This window comes from Fulverythrobacter fulvus, assembly GCF_037154085.1.
GTDB lineage: Bacteria > Pseudomonadota > Alphaproteobacteria > Sphingomonadales > Sphingomonadaceae > Andeanibacterium > Andeanibacterium fulvum.
In genome coordinates, this window is the sequence record NZ_JBANRM010000001.1 from 148,089 (window position 1) to 164,016 (window position 15,928).

The 15,928-nt window shown below is 65.3% G+C and carries 12 protein-coding genes; all 12 read left to right on the top strand.

Features of this window, described 5'->3' with window-relative positions:
• Positions 1 to 16 precede the first annotated feature (16 nt).
• The 12 genes from WFP36_RS00710 (at position 17) to WFP36_RS00765 (ending at position 15,752) form a co-directional block, all read left to right on the top strand.
• Positions 17 to 1,543 (top strand): acyl-CoA ligase (AMP-forming), exosortase A system-associated, encoded by a 1,527-nt coding sequence (locus WFP36_RS00710; RefSeq protein WP_336977016.1) that lies wholly within the window; start codon positions 17 to 19, stop codon positions 1,541 to 1,543.
• Positions 1,540 to 2,766 carry a pyridoxal-dependent decarboxylase, exosortase A system-associated gene (locus tag WFP36_RS00715; protein ID WP_336977018.1) on the top strand — a complete coding sequence of 409 codons (1,227 nt, stop codon included), beginning with the start codon at positions 1,540 to 1,542 and terminating at the stop codon, positions 2,764 to 2,766. Before WFP36_RS00710 ends, WFP36_RS00715 begins: the two co-directional genes overlap by 4 nt.
• Positions 2,767 to 2,968: 202 nt before the next feature.
• Positions 2,969 to 3,607: an XrtA/PEP-CTERM system exopolysaccharide export protein gene (locus tag WFP36_RS00720; RefSeq protein WP_336977019.1), complete on the top strand. Its 639-nt coding sequence runs from the start codon at positions 2,969 to 2,971 to the stop codon at positions 3,605 to 3,607.
• Between the two features lie 18 nt (positions 3,608 to 3,625).
• The gene (locus WFP36_RS00725) at positions 3,626 to 5,146 is read left to right on the top strand and encodes an XrtA system polysaccharide chain length determinant (RefSeq protein ID WP_336977021.1); all 1,521 of its coding nucleotides are present in this window, start codon (positions 3,626 to 3,628) and stop codon (positions 5,144 to 5,146) included.
• Positions 5,147 to 5,157: 11 nt separating this feature from the next.
• Positions 5,158 to 6,228 (top strand): P-loop NTPase family protein, encoded by a 1,071-nt coding sequence (locus WFP36_RS00730; RefSeq protein ID WP_336977023.1) that lies wholly within the window; start codon positions 5,158 to 5,160, stop codon positions 6,226 to 6,228.
• 1 nt (position 6,229) lies between these two features.
• Positions 6,230 to 7,858 carry a preprotein translocase subunit YajC gene (locus tag WFP36_RS00735; RefSeq protein ID WP_336977025.1) on the top strand — a complete coding sequence of 543 codons (1,629 nt, stop codon included), beginning with the start codon at positions 6,230 to 6,232 and terminating at the stop codon, positions 7,856 to 7,858.
• 32 nt (positions 7,859 to 7,890) lie between these two features.
• Complete coding sequence (locus WFP36_RS00740; RefSeq protein ID WP_336977027.1) at positions 7,891 to 9,090, top strand: XrtA/PEP-CTERM system-associated ATPase; 1,200 nt, start codon at positions 7,891 to 7,893, stop codon at positions 9,088 to 9,090.
• 37 nt (positions 9,091 to 9,127) lie between these two features.
• On the top strand, positions 9,128 to 10,000 hold the full coding sequence (locus WFP36_RS00745; protein ID WP_336978661.1) for an XrtA system polysaccharide deacetylase: 873 nt from the start codon (positions 9,128 to 9,130) through the stop codon (positions 9,998 to 10,000).
• On the top strand, positions 9,997 to 11,055 hold the full coding sequence (locus tag WFP36_RS00750) for a FemAB family XrtA/PEP-CTERM system-associated protein (protein WP_336977029.1): 1,059 nt from the start codon (positions 9,997 to 9,999) through the stop codon (positions 11,053 to 11,055). The genes WFP36_RS00745 and WFP36_RS00750 overlap by 4 nt, the downstream gene beginning before the upstream one ends.
• Positions 11,052 to 12,290: a TIGR03087 family PEP-CTERM/XrtA system glycosyltransferase gene (locus tag WFP36_RS00755; protein ID WP_336977030.1), complete on the top strand. Its 1,239-nt coding sequence runs from the start codon at positions 11,052 to 11,054 to the stop codon at positions 12,288 to 12,290. Before WFP36_RS00750 ends, WFP36_RS00755 begins: the two co-directional genes overlap by 4 nt.
• Entirely contained in the window at positions 12,280 to 13,842 is a 1,563-nt protein-coding gene (xrtA, locus tag WFP36_RS00760; protein ID WP_336977032.1) for an exosortase A, read from the top strand. Before WFP36_RS00755 ends, xrtA begins: the two co-directional genes overlap by 11 nt.
• A gap of 11 nt (positions 13,843 to 13,853) precedes the next feature.
• Positions 13,854 to 15,752 (top strand): XrtA/PEP-CTERM system amidotransferase, encoded by a 1,899-nt coding sequence (locus WFP36_RS00765; RefSeq protein ID WP_336977034.1) that lies wholly within the window; start codon positions 13,854 to 13,856, stop codon positions 15,750 to 15,752.
• Positions 15,753 to 15,928: the final 176 nt, after the last annotated feature.

Sequence of the window (15,928 nt, forward strand, 5' to 3'; positions counted from 1 at the left end):
CCCAGCCGGAGCCGTAATGCCTGTTGCCCCCGATCCGATTGCCAGGCCGCTGGATCATCTCGCCCTGTTTGGCGAGGATGAGGCGATGGCGCTGGTTCTCCGGCAGGGCGGCCTTACCTACAAGGCCTTAAGGGAGCGTATCTCTTTGCTCGCCGCGTGGTTGGCGGACCGCGTGCCGGAAAAGGGCGCCCGCGTGGCCAGCTGGGCAGCCAAGGGCGAATTGACCTGCCTGCTGCCGCTGGCGGCGGCGAGGGCGGGGCTGGTGCATGTTCCGGTCAACCCGCTGCTCAAGCACGCGCAGGTCGCCCATATACTGGCCGATAGCGGCGCGCGCTTGCTGATGGGCAACGCGGCCCGGCTTTCCAGCCTTGGCGAGAGTGACGTTCCGGAAGGCTGTGTCCCGATGGAGGAAGCGCAGGTCTGGTCGGAAGCGGAGGCTTTGGGCGGCTCGCTCGGGCCGTCTGCTGCCGATCCGGAGGAACTGGCGGCGATCCTTTACACCAGTGGCTCCACGGGGCGGCCCAAGGGGGTGATGCTCAGCCATGCCAATCTCTGGCTCGGCGCGGTCAGCGTGGCGAATTATCTCGGGCTCGAGGCGGATGACGTTGTGCTGGGCGTGCTGCCCCTGTCCTTCGACTATGGCCAGAACCAGCTGCTTTCCGCCTGGCGCGCCGGGGCGAGAGTAGTGCCGATCGATTATCTCACCGCGCGCGACGTGGTGAAGGCCTGCGCGAAACACGGCGTCACCACTCTGGCCGCCGTGCCGCCCTTGTGGGTGCAACTCGTTGAGCTGGACTGGCCTCAGGACGCCTCCGCTCCCTTGCGGCGTCTTACCAACAGTGGCGGGGCACTGACGGTGGAACTGGTGCAGCGCCTTCGCGCGATCTTTCCGCAGGCGCACCTGTTCCCGATGTATGGCCTGACCGAAGCCTTCCGCTCGACCTATCTCGATCCTTCGCTGGTCGATACGCATCCCACCTCCATGGGCAAGGCGATCCCCTTTGCCGAAGTGCTGGTGATTGGCGAGCACGGCGACGTGACTACGCCGGGCGAGGAAGGCGAACTGGTCCATTGCGGGCCGCTTGTTGCGCAAGGCTATTGGCAGGATGCGCAGCGCACCGCCGAACGCTTCAGGCCTGCGCCTGCCGGTTCTGCCTATGGCGGCATGGCTGTCTGGTCAGGTGACCGGGTGGTGCGCGATGCGGATGGGCTGCTCTATTTCGCCGGGCGGCGAGACGCGATGATCAAGAGCGCGGGCAATCGCATTTCCCCGCAGGAAATCGAGGACGCCGCACTTGCCACAGGCCTGGTGGCCGAAGCGGTCGCGCTGGGTGTGCCGGATGAAAGGCTGGGGCAGGCAGTGCATCTGGTCGTCCGGCCGAAGGCGGACGCACTTGACGCGCAGGAACGCTTGCCGCGCCTGCTGGCACAGGAACTGCCCAATTTCATGCAGCCGCGAATGTATCACTGGCGGGAGGCCATGCCGCTCAATCCCAATGGCAAGATCGACCGCACTGCCTTGCAGCAGGAGCTTGCCGCATGAAGCCGCTCGGCCCCATTCCTGCCGGTTTCGAAGCGCTGGATGGCGAATTGGCCATCGGCGGCAAGACGGCCAGTGCGCTGGTCGCGCAGGCAGGCGGAACGCCCCTGTTCGTCTATTCGCGGGACCTGATCGCCCGGCGCGTGACCGATCTGCGTGCGGCCATGCCTGAGAGGCTGGCGATCCATTATGCTGTGAAGGCCAATCCTTTCGCCCCGTTGCTGGCCGAGATGGCGGGCCTTGTGGATGGGTTCGACATTGCTTCCGGCGGCGAACTGGCCATGGCCCTCGCGGCCGGTATCGCGCCGGAAAAGGTGAGTTTTGCCGGGCCGGGCAAGCGTAACGATGAGTTGGAAGCCGCCATCCGCGCTGGCGTGACGCTCAATCTCGAATCCGAAAACGAAGCTCGCCGCGCGCTGGCGATTGCGGAGCGTTTGAGCATGGTGCCGCGCCTCGCCATCCGGGTGAATCCCGAATTCGAACTACGCGGATCGGGCATGAAGATGGGCGGGGGCGCCAAGCCCTTCGGCCTCGATGCCGAGCGTGTTCCGGCACTTGCACGCGAATTGCTGGCGGCCGGGGCGGATTGGCGCGGGCTGCATATCTTCGCCGGAAGCCAGGCGCTCGATGCCGAGGCATTGATCGAAACGCAGGCCAATGTGCTGGAGCTTGCCGCGACGCTCGCCGGGGAAATCGGCGCTCCGCTACCCAAGCTCAACATGGGCGGCGGTTTCGGCATTCCCTATTTCAACGGCGACGCGCCGCTGGACATCGCAGCCATCGGTGCCGCCTTGAAAGCCCGTTTCAACTCTTTGCCGGAACTGCTTGAGAATACGCACTTCTGTATCGAGCTTGGGCGCTATCTGGTGGGCGAGGCGGGCGTCTATCTCACGCGAATCGTGGATCGCAAGGAAAGTCACGGCCAGACCTATCTGATCACCGATGGCGGGTTGCATCACCAGCTGGCGGCTTCGGGAAATTTTGGCACGGTCGTGCGGCGCAATTACCCGCTGGCCATTGCCAATCGCTTCGGAATTGACGCTACGGAAGAGGCGAATGTCGTGGGGTGCCTGTGCACTCCGCTCGATCGTCTGGCCGATCAGGCGGCGCTGCCGCGCGCGGATGTGGGCGATCTGGTCGCGGTGTTCTGCGCCGGGGCCTATGGCGCCAGTGCCAGCCCGGCGATGTTCCTGGGGCAGGGCCCGGCACGCGAAATCCTCGTTTAACCTTTCTCCCGTGCCAGTCCCCATTCGGGACAGTGGCCCGAAAACCCTCCCAAAGCCGGGCATTTGCGCCTTTGGCTAACGAGATGTTCACCCTTTTCGGGGAAGACGCGGGTTGGATTCAGGGCTCGTGAGCATGGGGGAAAAGAACCTCTCCTGCGCGCATGACCGAACGAAGCACCCGGTTTTCCGTGGGGACGTATCGATGCGTATGAGTGTGATTGCCCGCATGTTCCTGGGGCTGGCCCTGGCCAGTCTCTCGCTGGCCGGTTGTGCCAGCAGCGGCCCCCGGCTGCCTCCCGCCCAGTTCGTGGCGATGCAGGAAGGGCCGGGCGAGGAATATGTGATCGGCCCGCTCGACGAATTGACCATCCATGTCTGGCGCAATCCGGAACTCGGCGCGAAGGTGCAGGTCCGCCCCGATGGGCGCATCACTACGCCGCTGGTTTCGGACATGCCCGCGGTGGGCAAGACGCCTTCGATGCTGGCCGAGGATATTCGCCTGCAGCTGTCGCAATATATCACCGATCCGCTGGTTTCGGTGATCGTGAACCAGTTCGCCGGCACCTTCAGCCAGCAGGTGCGCATCGTGGGCGCGACCGAGAAGCCCGCCTCCATCCCCTATCGCGCCAACATGACCCTGCTGGACGCGATGATCGCGGTGGGCGGCCTTTCGGAATTCGCCAGCGGCAACCGAGCCAAGCTGGTCCGCTTCGACAAGGAAACCGGCAAGCAGCAGGAATATGCCCTGCGCCTGTCGGACCTGCTCAAGAAGGGCGACAGCAAGGCCAATGTCCTCCTGATGCCGGGCGATGTGATCATCATCCCCGAAAGCATGTTCTAAGGCAGGGCCGCATCGGGCATGAACGCCATCGTCGAAGAAATCCGCGCAGCGCTCTGGTCGGTCTGGAACCGCCGGTGGCTTGCGCTGGCAGTCGCCTGGGGCCTGTGCCTCGTGGGTTGGCTGGCCGTGGCCATGTTCCCCAATGCCTATGAATCCAAGGCGCGTATCTTCGTCCAGCTGGACGATGTGCTGGCCCAGCAGATCGGGATCGGTTCGGGCAGCCGCAAGAAGGATATCGAACGCGTCACCCAGACGCTGACCAGCGCGGTGAACCTCGAGAAGGTCATCCGTTCCACCCGCCTTGGCGAAACGGTGACGACGCCGCGCCAGATGGAATCCGCAGTGGAGAAGCTGGCCGAGACGATCACGGTCAAGAACACCGAAGAGAACCTGTTCGAAATTACTGCCGAAAGCGGCCGTCGCGATCTTTCCGATGGGGAGAATGCGCAACTGGCGCAGGACGTAGTGCAGAAGCTGATCGACATCTTCCGCGAGCAGAATCTGGGCGGATCGCGCGGGGAAATGCGCGACACGCTCGACTTCCTCGACCAGCAGCTGGCGGACCGCCAGAAGCAGCTGGAAAAGGCGGAGCAGGAGCGGCTTGCCTTCGAAGCGACCCATCCGGAATTGATCGGCGGAGCGGCGGCTATTTCGCAGCGGCTCGAATCGACCCGCGCGGAAATGCGCAGTGTGGAGGCCGATCTTGCGGCGGCGCAAAGCGCGCTGGCCGCAACGGATGGCCAGCTTGCCGGCACCCCGCGCACGATCGTCGTGCCCGGTCAGGTCGGCGGCGCGGCGGGCGCGCTGATGCAGGCCGAAGCCAATCTGGCCGATATGCGCGCGCGCGGGTTGACCGACAGCCACCCGGATGTGGTCTCGATCGAAAAGCAGATCGCTTCCCTGCGCCAGCAGGCGGCAAGGCAGGGCAATGGCGGCGGCATGCCGAACCCGGCCTATTCCTCGCTGCAGTCGATCCGGGCGGAGCGCATGGCGAATGTTCAGGCGCTGCAATCGCGCAAGGCCGCGCTCAATTCGGAAGTGATGCAGATCACGGCCAACCAGTCGCTTGAACCCGGGGTGGCGGCGGAAGCGCAGCGGATCAGCCGCGATTACGAAGTGCTGCGCGAACAATATGACAAGCTGCTGAAGGATCGCGAGGAACTGCGCCTGCGCGGGCAGGTGGAGACCGAGCGCAACGCCGTGAAGTTCGAGATCATCGACCCGCCGACCACGCCGCGCACTCCTTCCGCGCCCAACCGCCCGCTGCTGCTGTTCGGCGTGCTGGTGCTGGGTATCGGCGCCGGGGCGGGCGCGGGCTGGGCGATGGGGCAGCTGCGTTCCTCCTACGCGACGGCCAGCAAGCTTGAGAACACGTTCGATCTGCCGGTGATCGGCACGATCTCGCATGTCACCACCGAGGCGAGCCGGATGCTCAGGGCAAAGCGGCTCAAGCTGTTCGCAGCTGGCGCCGGGGGCCTGTGCGGGCTGTTCGTGGTGCTGCTGGCGGTGGAATTCATCCAGCGCGGCATGGTGGCGTGAGGGAGAGGGACATGACCGAACAGAGCAAGATCCCGGTTCCCCCCGAAGGCTCAGGCGAAGGCGAACAGGGCGGCAATTCGCTGTTCGAGCGGGCCAATGGCGCATTCGATCTGGGCGGTGCGTTCAAGCCTGCCCCGATGCCGAAGGACCTTGCGGAGATCCCCTCGCGCATCAAGCGCCCGCCGGTAAAGCCTGCATCCCAGCCGGAAGCTCCGGTGGCTTCGCCGGTTGCACCTGAAGTCGTGGCAGCACCGGCGGCTCCCGCTGTGCCTGCCGCAGCGTCCGAACCCACTTTCGCTCCCGAGGCAACCGTCCGGGCCGCGCCGGTCCAGCCGGTCCATTTCCCGCCCGCGCGGCACCCGGTCGACCGGGCCCGTCTGCGCGAGCAGGGCCTGATCGAGCCGGAAGGCGCGGTCACGACCCTGCTGGAGGAATTCCGCATCGTGAAGCGCGAACTCCTCCAGTCCGCGCGCGAGGCGCAGGCGAAAGGTGCTGGTGCCAAGGCGCAGCGCGTGCTGGTCTGCTCGCCACTGCCGGGCGAGGGCAAGACCTTCTGTTCCACCAATCTCGCGCTCGCCATGGCGGCGGAGAAGGACAGCGAAGTGCTGCTGGTGGATGCCGATTTCGCCAAGCCTTCGGTCCTGTCCGTGCTCGGCCTGCCGGGCGGACCGGGGCTGATGGACGCGCTGGCCGATCCCTCGATCCGGGTGGAAGATTGCGTGATCGGCACGGACATTCCTGGCCTGTGGGTGCTTCCCGCCGGCAACCAGACCACGCGCGACAGCGAATATCTCGCCTCGGCGCGCACGGCGCAGGTGCTCGACCGGCTGACGCAGGGCGCGCCCAATCGCATGGTTATCTTCGACTCCCCGCCCGCTCTTGCCGCATCGCCCGCGGCCGATCTGGCCAAACATGCCGGGCAGGCCCTGCTGGTCGTACGAGCTGATTCCACCGGTCAGAACGCCATCGAGGATGCGCTGCACCTGCTGTCGAACTGCGCCGACATCAAGCTGCTGCTCAATGACGCCCATTTCAGCCCGAGCGGCCGCCGCTTCGGCTCCTATTACGGATATGGAGGCTAGAATGCCCCGCATTATCCCTGCTCTCACGCTTGCCCTGGTGCTTGGCGCGGTTCCTGCCGCTGCCTCTGCCAAGGATGCCGGCGAGACCACGAAGCAGGTCGACATCGCACCCTATATCGAGGCGGCTCAGGTGGTTTCCGCCGAGCTTTCGCCGGGGGACGACGTCGTCACTTACAGCCGTATCGCCGCCGGGGTTGATGCGCAGGTGATCGGCCGGAACACGGCGGGCGCCCTGTCGCTGCGTTATGAACGGCGCATCGGGTGGGACGACAACGCCCCAGATGGCGACCTCATCAGCGGCATTGCCCGTGTCGGCGTCGGTATTGTGCCACAGGCGCTCACACTGGAGGCGGGCGGGCTTGCAGCACGCACTCGCGTGGAGGGCAATGGTGCCTCGGTGCTGAGCCCGATCGTGGACAATGCGGGCAAGAGCAATATCTACGCGGTCTATGCCGGGCCTTCGCTCCACACCAATATGGGCGATCTGGAAGTCGAGGGGCATTACCGCATCGGCTATTCCAAGGTCGAGGAACCCGATGCGCTGGTGACGGCGCCGGGGGCCGACCCGGTCGACGTGTTCGATGAAAGCGTGGTGCAGAACGCCCAGCTGCGCGTCGGTGCGCGGCCCAATACTCTGCTGCCGGTGGGCATCGGCGTGGGCGGTGGCTGGTACCGGGAGGACATCAATAATCTCGATCAGCGGGTGGATGACCGCCATGTGCGCGCGGACGCCACACTGCCGGTCAGCCACTCGCTCGCTCTGGTCGGCGGCATCGGTTACGAGGATGTGGAGATTTCGGCCCGCGACGCGCTGCGCGACGAGCTGGATTTGCCGGTGATCGGTGCGGATGGCCGCTATGTCACCGATCCCGCTTCGGACCGCCGCATCGCCTACCACACGGACGGACTGATCTGGGATGCCGGGGTGCTCTGGCGCCCCAGCACTCGCACCTCGCTCGAAGCGCATGTCGGCCGCCGCTATGGCTCTATGACCTATTATGGCTCGCTGTCCTACCAGCCCAGTTCGCGGTCCAGCTTCAACGTGGGCGTTTATGACACGGTGTCCGGTTTCGGCGGCCAGCTCAACAATGCGCTGGCCAATCTGCCGACCGAGTTCGAGGCGATCCGCAACCCGATCTCCGGCGATATCGGCGGCTGCGTGGACAGCCTTGAAAACGGTGCCTGCCTTGGCAGCGTGCTCAATGCCGTGCGGTCTTCCACGTTCCGCGCACGCGGCGTGATGGCCACTTATGCCCATCGCTTCGGCCGCTGGCAGACCGGGATCGGCGCGGGTTACGATAATCGCAAGTTCATCGCGGCGGACGATACGGTGCTGGCCGACGTGGATGGCAAGGCGGATGAGAACATCTGGCTCGCCGCCTACCTCAACGGGCGCCTGGGCGACAATTCCAGCGTATCGACCAATGTCTATGCCAATTGGTTCGACAGCGGGTTCGATCTGGCGGGCAGTTCCACCGGCTATGGCGCTTCGGCGGCCTATTACCGTAATCTGACCCAGCGGCTTTCCGCGACTGCTGCCGTCAGTGTCGACGGTGTGAAGCGTGACGACAAGGCGCTGGACGACACCTTGTCGGCCGCGGCACTGCTCGGCATGCGATATTCGTTCTAAACTATTCGGCCCGTGACCGGAGGTAAGAGATAATGTTCGACGATTTTTACGGGCTCAAGGGGAAGCCGTTCCAGCTCACGCCGGACCCGGCCTTCTATTTCCCCAGCGGGACGCACCGCAAGGCGCTGTCCTACCTGCGCTATGGCCTGGCGCAGGGGGAGGGCTTCATCGTCATCACCGGCGAGGTCGGCGCGGGCAAGTCCACGCTCGTGGCGCATCTGGTCGCCTCGGTCGATCCGGCGCAGCTCACGGTGGGGCAGGTCGTCACCAGCAAGCTCGACGGCGAAGAAATCGTCCATGTCGTTGCCCAGAGCTTCGGTCTGGACATCACCGGGCATGACAAGGCGAGCGCGCTGGGTGCCATCGAAGGCTTCTTGCACGAGGAAGCCCGTTCGGGCCGCCGTTGCCTGCTGATCGTCGATGAATCGCAGAATCTTTCGGTCGCCGCGCTCGAAGAGCTGCGCATGCTCTCGAACTTCCAGCTCGGCTCGCATCCGCTGCTGCAGACCCTGCTGCTCGGCCAGCCCGAATTCCGGGCCATGCTGCAATCAGAAGGCGGGCTGGAGCAGCTGCGCCAGCGCGTGATCGCCGCCCATCACCTTGAGCCGATGGATGCCAGCGAGATCGAACCCTATGTGGTCCATCGCCTGAAGCATGTAGGCTGGGAAGGGACCAATCCCTCGTTCGACCAGCGCGTTTTTGCCGAACTTTACGAAGCATCGGGCGGTATTCCGCGCCGCATCAACCAGATCGCCAATCGCCTGATGCTGCTGGGCGCGGTGGAACAGCGCTCGCGCATCGATGCCGCCATGCTCCACGCGGTGCTGGCCGAGATGGACAGCGACAATGCGTTTCCGGCTGCCGCTCCAGTGGTTCAGCCGCGCAGCGCCGCGCAGGTCGAACGTGCCGCCCAGGCCGAAGTACGGTCCGCGGCAAGCCAGCCTGCCCCCGCGCAGCCCGCGCCGGTTCCGGGCGTTCGCCCGGACGTGTTCGAGCGGGCCCTGGCGGCACGCGACGCGCAGATCGCCGAACTGCAGCAGGCGATTGTCGAATTGTCCTATTCCAAGGACGATGCGACAGTGGCGGCAGTCGAGCCCGATATTGCCGCCCTGCATGAGCGTATTTCCCAACTCGAGGCACGCCTGATCGAGCAGGAGCGCACCATGCGCCACACGCTCACCATGCTGATCGAGTGGATCGAGAACGACGCAGCCGCGCAGATCGCCGCCTGAGGAGCTTCAAGTGAGCGACGAGGCGGCCTCCCCGAAAATTCCCGGGAGCAGCCCGGTCAACGGTCTTTCCGTCGATGTGGAAGACTGGTTCCAGGTCGGTGCGTTCGAGAATGCGATCCAGCGCGGCGACTGGGATGGGCTGACCACGCGTGTCGAGCGCAATGTGGACGAGATCCTCGCCCTGTTCGATGCGGAAGGGGTGAAGGCGACCTTCTTTACGCTGGGCTGGATCGCGCAGCGCAATGGCGCGCTGCTGCGGCGCATCGTTGAGCAGGGGCATGAACTGGCCAGCCATGGCTGGGACCATGCGCGGGTTCACACGCTGGACCCTGCCAGCTTTGCCGAAGACTTGCGCCGGGCACGTCAGGAGATCGAGGACGCGGGCGGCATGCCCGTAACCGGATATCGCGCGCCCAGCTTTTCCATCGATGGCCGCACGCCCTGGGCGTTCGATGTGCTGGCGGAGCAGGGCTATGCCTATTCCTCCAGCGTCGCGCCGATCGTGCACGATCATTATGGCTGGCGCGAAGCCCCGCGTTTTGCCTTCCGGCCGCTGGCGGATTCCCCGCTGGTCGAAATCCCGGTGACCACGGCCGAATTCGCGGGCCGGCGGCTTGCGGCGGGCGGCGGCGGGTTCTTCCGCGTGCTGCCCTATGGCTTTTCCCGCTGGGCGATCCGTCAGGTCAATCAGCGGGAAGACCGTCCGGCCGTGTTCTATTTCCATCCGTGGGAGATCGATCCGGGCCAGCCGCGCGTGGATAATGCACCGCTGCGCTCGCGCCTGCGCCATTATACCAATCTCGATGCGATGGCGGGCAAGCTTGCACGGCTGCTGCGGGATTTCCGCTGGGATCGGATGGATGCGCTGGCCCGCCGGGAAGCGCGGCGCACGGTGGAAATGGCAGCGTGAACGCGCCCTTCGCCCTTTCTGGCGAGACGGTGCGCTGCGCCGATCTGCGTCAGCCGGACGAGGCCGCGCGGATCGAAGGTTTCGTGGCCGAAATGTCAGGCACCGTGTTTCATCGCCCGGCATGGCTTGTCGCGGTGGAGCAGGGCACCGGGCAGAAGGCGCTCGGGCTTGTCGCTGAAAAGGGCGGGGCGCTGACGGGTTGGCTGCCGCTGACGCGGGTCTATTCCCCGATCTTCGGGCGCGCGCTCGTCTCCAGCGGCTTTGCCGTGGGCGGCGGGGTGCTTGCCGCGCGTGACGGCACGGCTCAGGCGCTGGCTCATGCGGCGGAAGAGCTGGCGCTGCGCCACAGCTGCACTACAATCGAACTGCGGGGCGGCGCCTTGCCCGCCGACTGGGACATCCGGACCGACAGCCATTGCGGCTTCGAATGGGACCTTGCCGCCGATGATGCGGCCCAGCTTCTCGCGATCCCGCGCAAACAGCGCGCCGAAGTGCGCAAGGGGCTGGATGCCGATCTGACAGTACATGTCGGAACCGCGCCGGAAGACCGCGCGGCGCATTATGCGGTTTATGCCGAAAGCGTGCGCAATCTCGGCACGCCGGTTTTCCCGCGTTCGCTGTTCGAGGCGATGCTCGACACGCTGGATGCGGATATCTTGACGATCCGGCATCAGGGAGCGCCTGTCGCCAGCGTGCTGTCCTTCTACCATGACGGCGCGGTGCTGCCTTATTGGGGCGGGGGCACTTTCGCCGCGCGGGCCTTGCGGGCGAATGACCGGATGTATTTCGAACTGATGCTCCATGCCCGGCGTCGTGGCTGCTCGCGCTTCGATTTCGGCCGGTCCAAGACCAATAGCGGGGCGTGGCATTTCAAGAAGAACTGGGGTTTCGAACCGCAGCCGCTTTCCTATGCCAGCTGGACGGCGCCGGGCGCGGAGAAACGGGATGCCGATCCCACCAGCGCCCGCCATGCGGCACGGATCGCCCTGTGGCGACGTTTGCCGCTGGCCCTTGCCAACCGGCTCGGGCCAGTCATCGCGCGGGGGCTGGGATGAGCGGCGAAATCCTGTTTCTTGCCCATCGCCTGCCTTTCCCGCCCGACCGGGGGGACAAGATCCGCTCGCACCATGTGCTCAAGGCGCTGGCAGCCCTGGCGCCGGTCCATGTCGCGACCTTCGCGGATACTGATGCCGACTGGGAGCATGAGGGCGAGCTTGCGCAGGTCGCGGCGAGTCACTGCCTGGTAAAACGCGCCAAGCCGCTGGCGCTTGCCGGTATCGAAGCCATGCTCCGTGGGGAGCCGGTAAGCCTTGCCGCCTTCAGCAGCGCAGCACTGGCGCGCTATGTCGAGGATGTGCTGCGAAACCGGCCGATCTCGGCAATCTATGTCTTCTCTGGCCAGATGGGCCAATATGTGCCGCTCGGGTTTGCGGGCAGGCTGGTGGTCGATCTGGTCGACGTCGATTCCGCCAAGTTTGAAGCCTATGCCGACGGCAAGCACGGTCCGCGCGCGTGGATCGACGCACGCGAAGGACGGTTGCTGCGGGCCGAGGAAGAACGGCTCGCCCGGCGCGCGGCAGCAACCTTGTTGGTGAGCGAGGCCGAGGCCGAATTGCTCGTCTCTCGCCTGGATGCGCCGGAACAGGCCCGCGTACTCGCACTGGGTAACGGGATTGATACGAAGGTCTTCAACCCTGCCGCTGCCTTGCCGATCCTGGAAATGAAGGAGCAGGTCGGGCCGCATCTCGTCTTCACCGGGCAGATGGATTACGCGCCCAATGTCGAAGCGGCGATGCGGGCGAAAAGTCACATCCTGCCCGAACTGCGGCGGGACTGGCCGCAGGCCCAACTCCACATCGTCGGCCGGGCGCCGGTGCCTGAACTACTGGCGCTGGATGGTAGAGATGGCCTCAGGGTATGGGGTGAAGTCCCTGATGTAAGACCATTTCTTTCTGGTGCTGATATTGCATTGGCGCCGCTTTCTATCGCCCGCGGGGTTCAAAACAAGGTGTTGGAAGCCATGGCAATGGCCCGGCCGGTAGTGCTGACGCCCGGCGCGGCAACCGGTATTGGCGGGCTCGACAATGTCCACTTCGCCATGGCCGAAAGCGATCAGGGGCTCGTGTCGCGGATCAAGAGCCTGCTCGCCAATCCTCGCGCGGCCCGGGCCATGGGCGCTGCTGCCCGGCAATTCGTGATCGAGCGGCGGGGCTGGAATGCCATGCTGGCCGACCTGCCCTCGATCATGGGAATGGCCGATCCGGGCGAGGCGAGGCGCGATGCAGCGTGATGCCCCGATGCAGGGCGGCGCAGCGGATAATCTCCTGACGCATCTGCCGGAGCCTTGGCGTGTGCCTCTGGCCCGCCTCGGGCTGGCCTGGGCGGGGCTCGTCGCGTGGTTCTGGCACGATTGGGCCGAAATGGCGGACCAGTGGTGGAACAGCTCCACTTACAACCACATTCTGCTCGTGCCGGCGATCGTGGCCTGGCTCGTCTGGCTGCGGGCGAGGGCGCTTGTCCGCCTTGCTCCCTCGACATGGTGGCCGGGGTTGATCCTTGTCGCCGGGGCGATGGCGGTGTGGCTGCTCGGGGCAATTTCCGGCCTCAACCTCGCGCGCCAGCTTGGCGCCGTGGTCGCCTTGCAAGGCGCGGCGATTGCGCTGCTGGGGCCGCGTGTTACGGCAGGGCTGATCTTTCCGCTGGCCTATCTCCTGTTCCTCGTGCCCTTTGGCGACGAACTGGTGCCTGCGCTGCAGACGATTACGGCCAAGCTGACTATCGCGCTGGTCCATCTGAGCGGAATTCCGGCCGAGATCGAAGGCGTGTTCATCGATACGCCGGTCGGCCTGTTCGAAGTGGCGGAAGCCTGTTCGGGCGTGAAGTTCCTGATCGCCATGGTCGCGCTGGGCACTCTGGTTGCTCATGTCTGTTTCGAGCGCTGGGGCAGGCGGGCAGCCTTCCTTGCGGTCGCTATCGTGCTGCCGATCCTTGCCAATGGCGTAAGGGCATGGGGCACGATCTACATTGCGCAGTTCCAGGGCATCGAATTCGCCAAAGGCTTTGATCATATCTTTTATGGCTGGGTCTTCTTCGCCGTCGTGATGGCCGTGCTGCTGGCGCTTGGCTGGCGTTTCTTCGACCGCGCGCCCGACGATCCGCTGATCGACGCCGAAGCTATCGCCGCTTCGCCAGCCCTCGCGCGGATCGAAGGCTGGCGGATGAACGGATGGGCCGCCATGGCCGCGATCGCCGCGCTGGCGCTGCTATCGGGCGCATGGGCGGCACGGGCAGAGCAGCTTGCCGCACCGGTTCCTCCGCAGGTCGCTTTGCCGATGGTGCCGGGATGGCAGCTGGTCGATTACACCCCGCAGGTCTGGTGGGAACCGCGCGCAGTCGGGGCCGATCATCGTCTGCTGGGCCGCTATGTGGATGGCGATGGCCATGAGGTGGATGTGTTCTACGCCTTTTACGCAGCGCAGGATGAGGGGCGCGAGGCCGGGGCCTTCGGGCAGGGCGCGCTGGTGCCCGATACGGAATGGCGCTGGCTCAAGCCCGGTCCCGCCGTCGCGGATGCCCAGTCCGATCTGCTTCTCGCCCAAGGTCGCGTGACCCGTCTTGCTGCAACCTTCTATCGCACGGGCGATTTGCTGACGGGCAGCAATTCCCGCCTCAAACTCGCCAATATGCGCGACCGCCTGCTGGTGAATGCCGAACCGACCATGACCCTGATCCTCTCCGCCGAAGAACGCCCCGGCCATCCTGCCGCCGAGAGCATCGCCGCATTTCGCCGCGCCACTGGCCCCACGGGCGAGTGGATGGACGGCATCGCCCAACTTCCCTAACCGCTACAGCCATGTGCGGAATTGCCGGGATCTTCCATTGCCAGACGCCCAAGCCGGTCGATCCCATGCGGGTCGAGCGGATGTGCGACGCACTGGCCCATCGCGGGCCTGACGGGGCAGGGGTGTGGACCGCGCCCGGCGTAGGGCTGGGCCATCGCCGGTTGTCGATCATCGACCTGGCGGGCTCTCCCCAGCCGATGCAATCGGGCGACGGACGGGCTGTGATCGTCTTCAACGGCGAAATCTACAATTTCCGTGAGCTTCGCCGCGAACTCGAGGGGCTGGGGGAAGAATTCCGTACCCATGGCGACACGGAAGTGATCCTTGCTGCCTGGCGCAAATGGGGCGTGAACTGCCTTGAGCGCCTGCATGGCATGTTCGCCTTTGCCCTGTACGATCTGGCGGATCGCACATTGTTCCTTGCGCGCGATCGCCTGGGGGTGAAGCCGCTCTTCATGGCCCGGCTCAGCGACGGAAGCCTCGCCTTCGCGTCCGAGCTCAAGGGCTTGCTGGCGCATCCGCTGTTGCGGCGCGAGGCCGATCCGCTGGCGATCGAGGATTACCTCACCTGGGGCTATGTTCCCGATCATCGCTCGATCCTGAAGGGAGTGGAGAAGCTGCCCGCCGGGCATTACCGCCTGCTGCGCCATGATGCTTCCCCGGCTGCCCCCGTGAAATGGTGGGACGTGAGCTTCGCTTCGCGGCGCCGTGGGTCGGATGCCGATCTGGGGGCGGAACTGCTGCATCATCTGCGTGAGGCAGTGACGTCCCGCATGGTGGCCGACGTGCCTTTGGGCGCGTTCCTCTCAGGCGGGGTGGATAGTTCCAGCGTTGTGGCCCTGATGGCCGAAGCGAGCCGGGAGCCGGTACGGACTTGCTCGATCGGCTTCGACGTCGCTTCGGAAGACGAGACGTCTTACGCCAGCGAGGTCGCCCGGCTCTTCGCCACGGATCATCGCAGCCGCACTGTCGCTGCCGACGATTTCGCGGAACTGGACCGGCTTGCCGCCATGTTCGACGAGCCGTTTGCCGATGCTTCGGCTCTTCCGACGTGGCGCGTCTGCCAGCTGGCGCGCGAGCATGTCACGGTGGCTCTGTCGGGCGACGGCGCGGACGAGGCCTTTGCCGGTTATCGCCGCCAGATATTCCAGGCCCATGAGGAGCGCGTACGCTCGGTGCTTCCCGCTGTCCTGCGCGGGCCGGTTTTCGGTACGCTGGGCACTCTCTACCCCAAGGCGGACTGGGCCCCTCGTGCCTTGCGGGCCAAGGCGACTTTCCAGGCGCTGGCAGTGAATGGGGAGGAGGCCTATGCCGCCGCACTGGGAGTCAATCGCCCGGAATTGCGAGGGTCGCTCTATACGGATGGACTGCGCAAGGAACTGCAGGGCTATCGCGCGGAGCAACCCTTCGTCGATATGATGCGTGCAGCGCCGGCGCGGTCGGGGCTCGACCGGGCGCAATATGCCGATCTGAAGTTCTGGCTACCGGGCGATATTCTGACCAAGGTCGACCGGACGAGCATGGCCGTAAGCCTGGAAGCGCGGGAGCCTTTGCTGGATCACCGGCTGATCGAATTCGCTGCTGCTCTACCTGAGCGGATGCGGGTTCGGGGCAAGCAGGGCAAGTGGCTGATGAAGCAGACCATGCGCCGCTATTTGCCGGATTCCATCCTTTTCCGGCCTAAACAGGGTTTCGTCACGCCCATTGCCCAATGGCTGCGCGGGCCGCTGGCGGGCGAGGCGAGGGCTATCGCTACATCCGCCGCGATTGCCCGGACGGGGTGGTTCGACGGTGGGCGGATTTCACGCCTTGCCGAAGAGCATATCGCGGGCCGGGCAGACCGTTCGCGCCTGCTTTGGCAGCTGCTGATGCTCGAACGGGCAGTGCGTCAGCTGGGAATTTCGGGCTGAAACAGCCCAGCCGCAAAGGCCGCAACTGCCGAATCCGATTGGGAATTTCCCCGCGATCGCTCCATTCCGGGGCATTGCCTCGCATTATGGTAAACAAAACGTTTGCCAAGGGACTCGACCTTGACGTAGATTCTTCAATGACTTCTGCGGAGAACATAACAAACGCGCAGGAACGG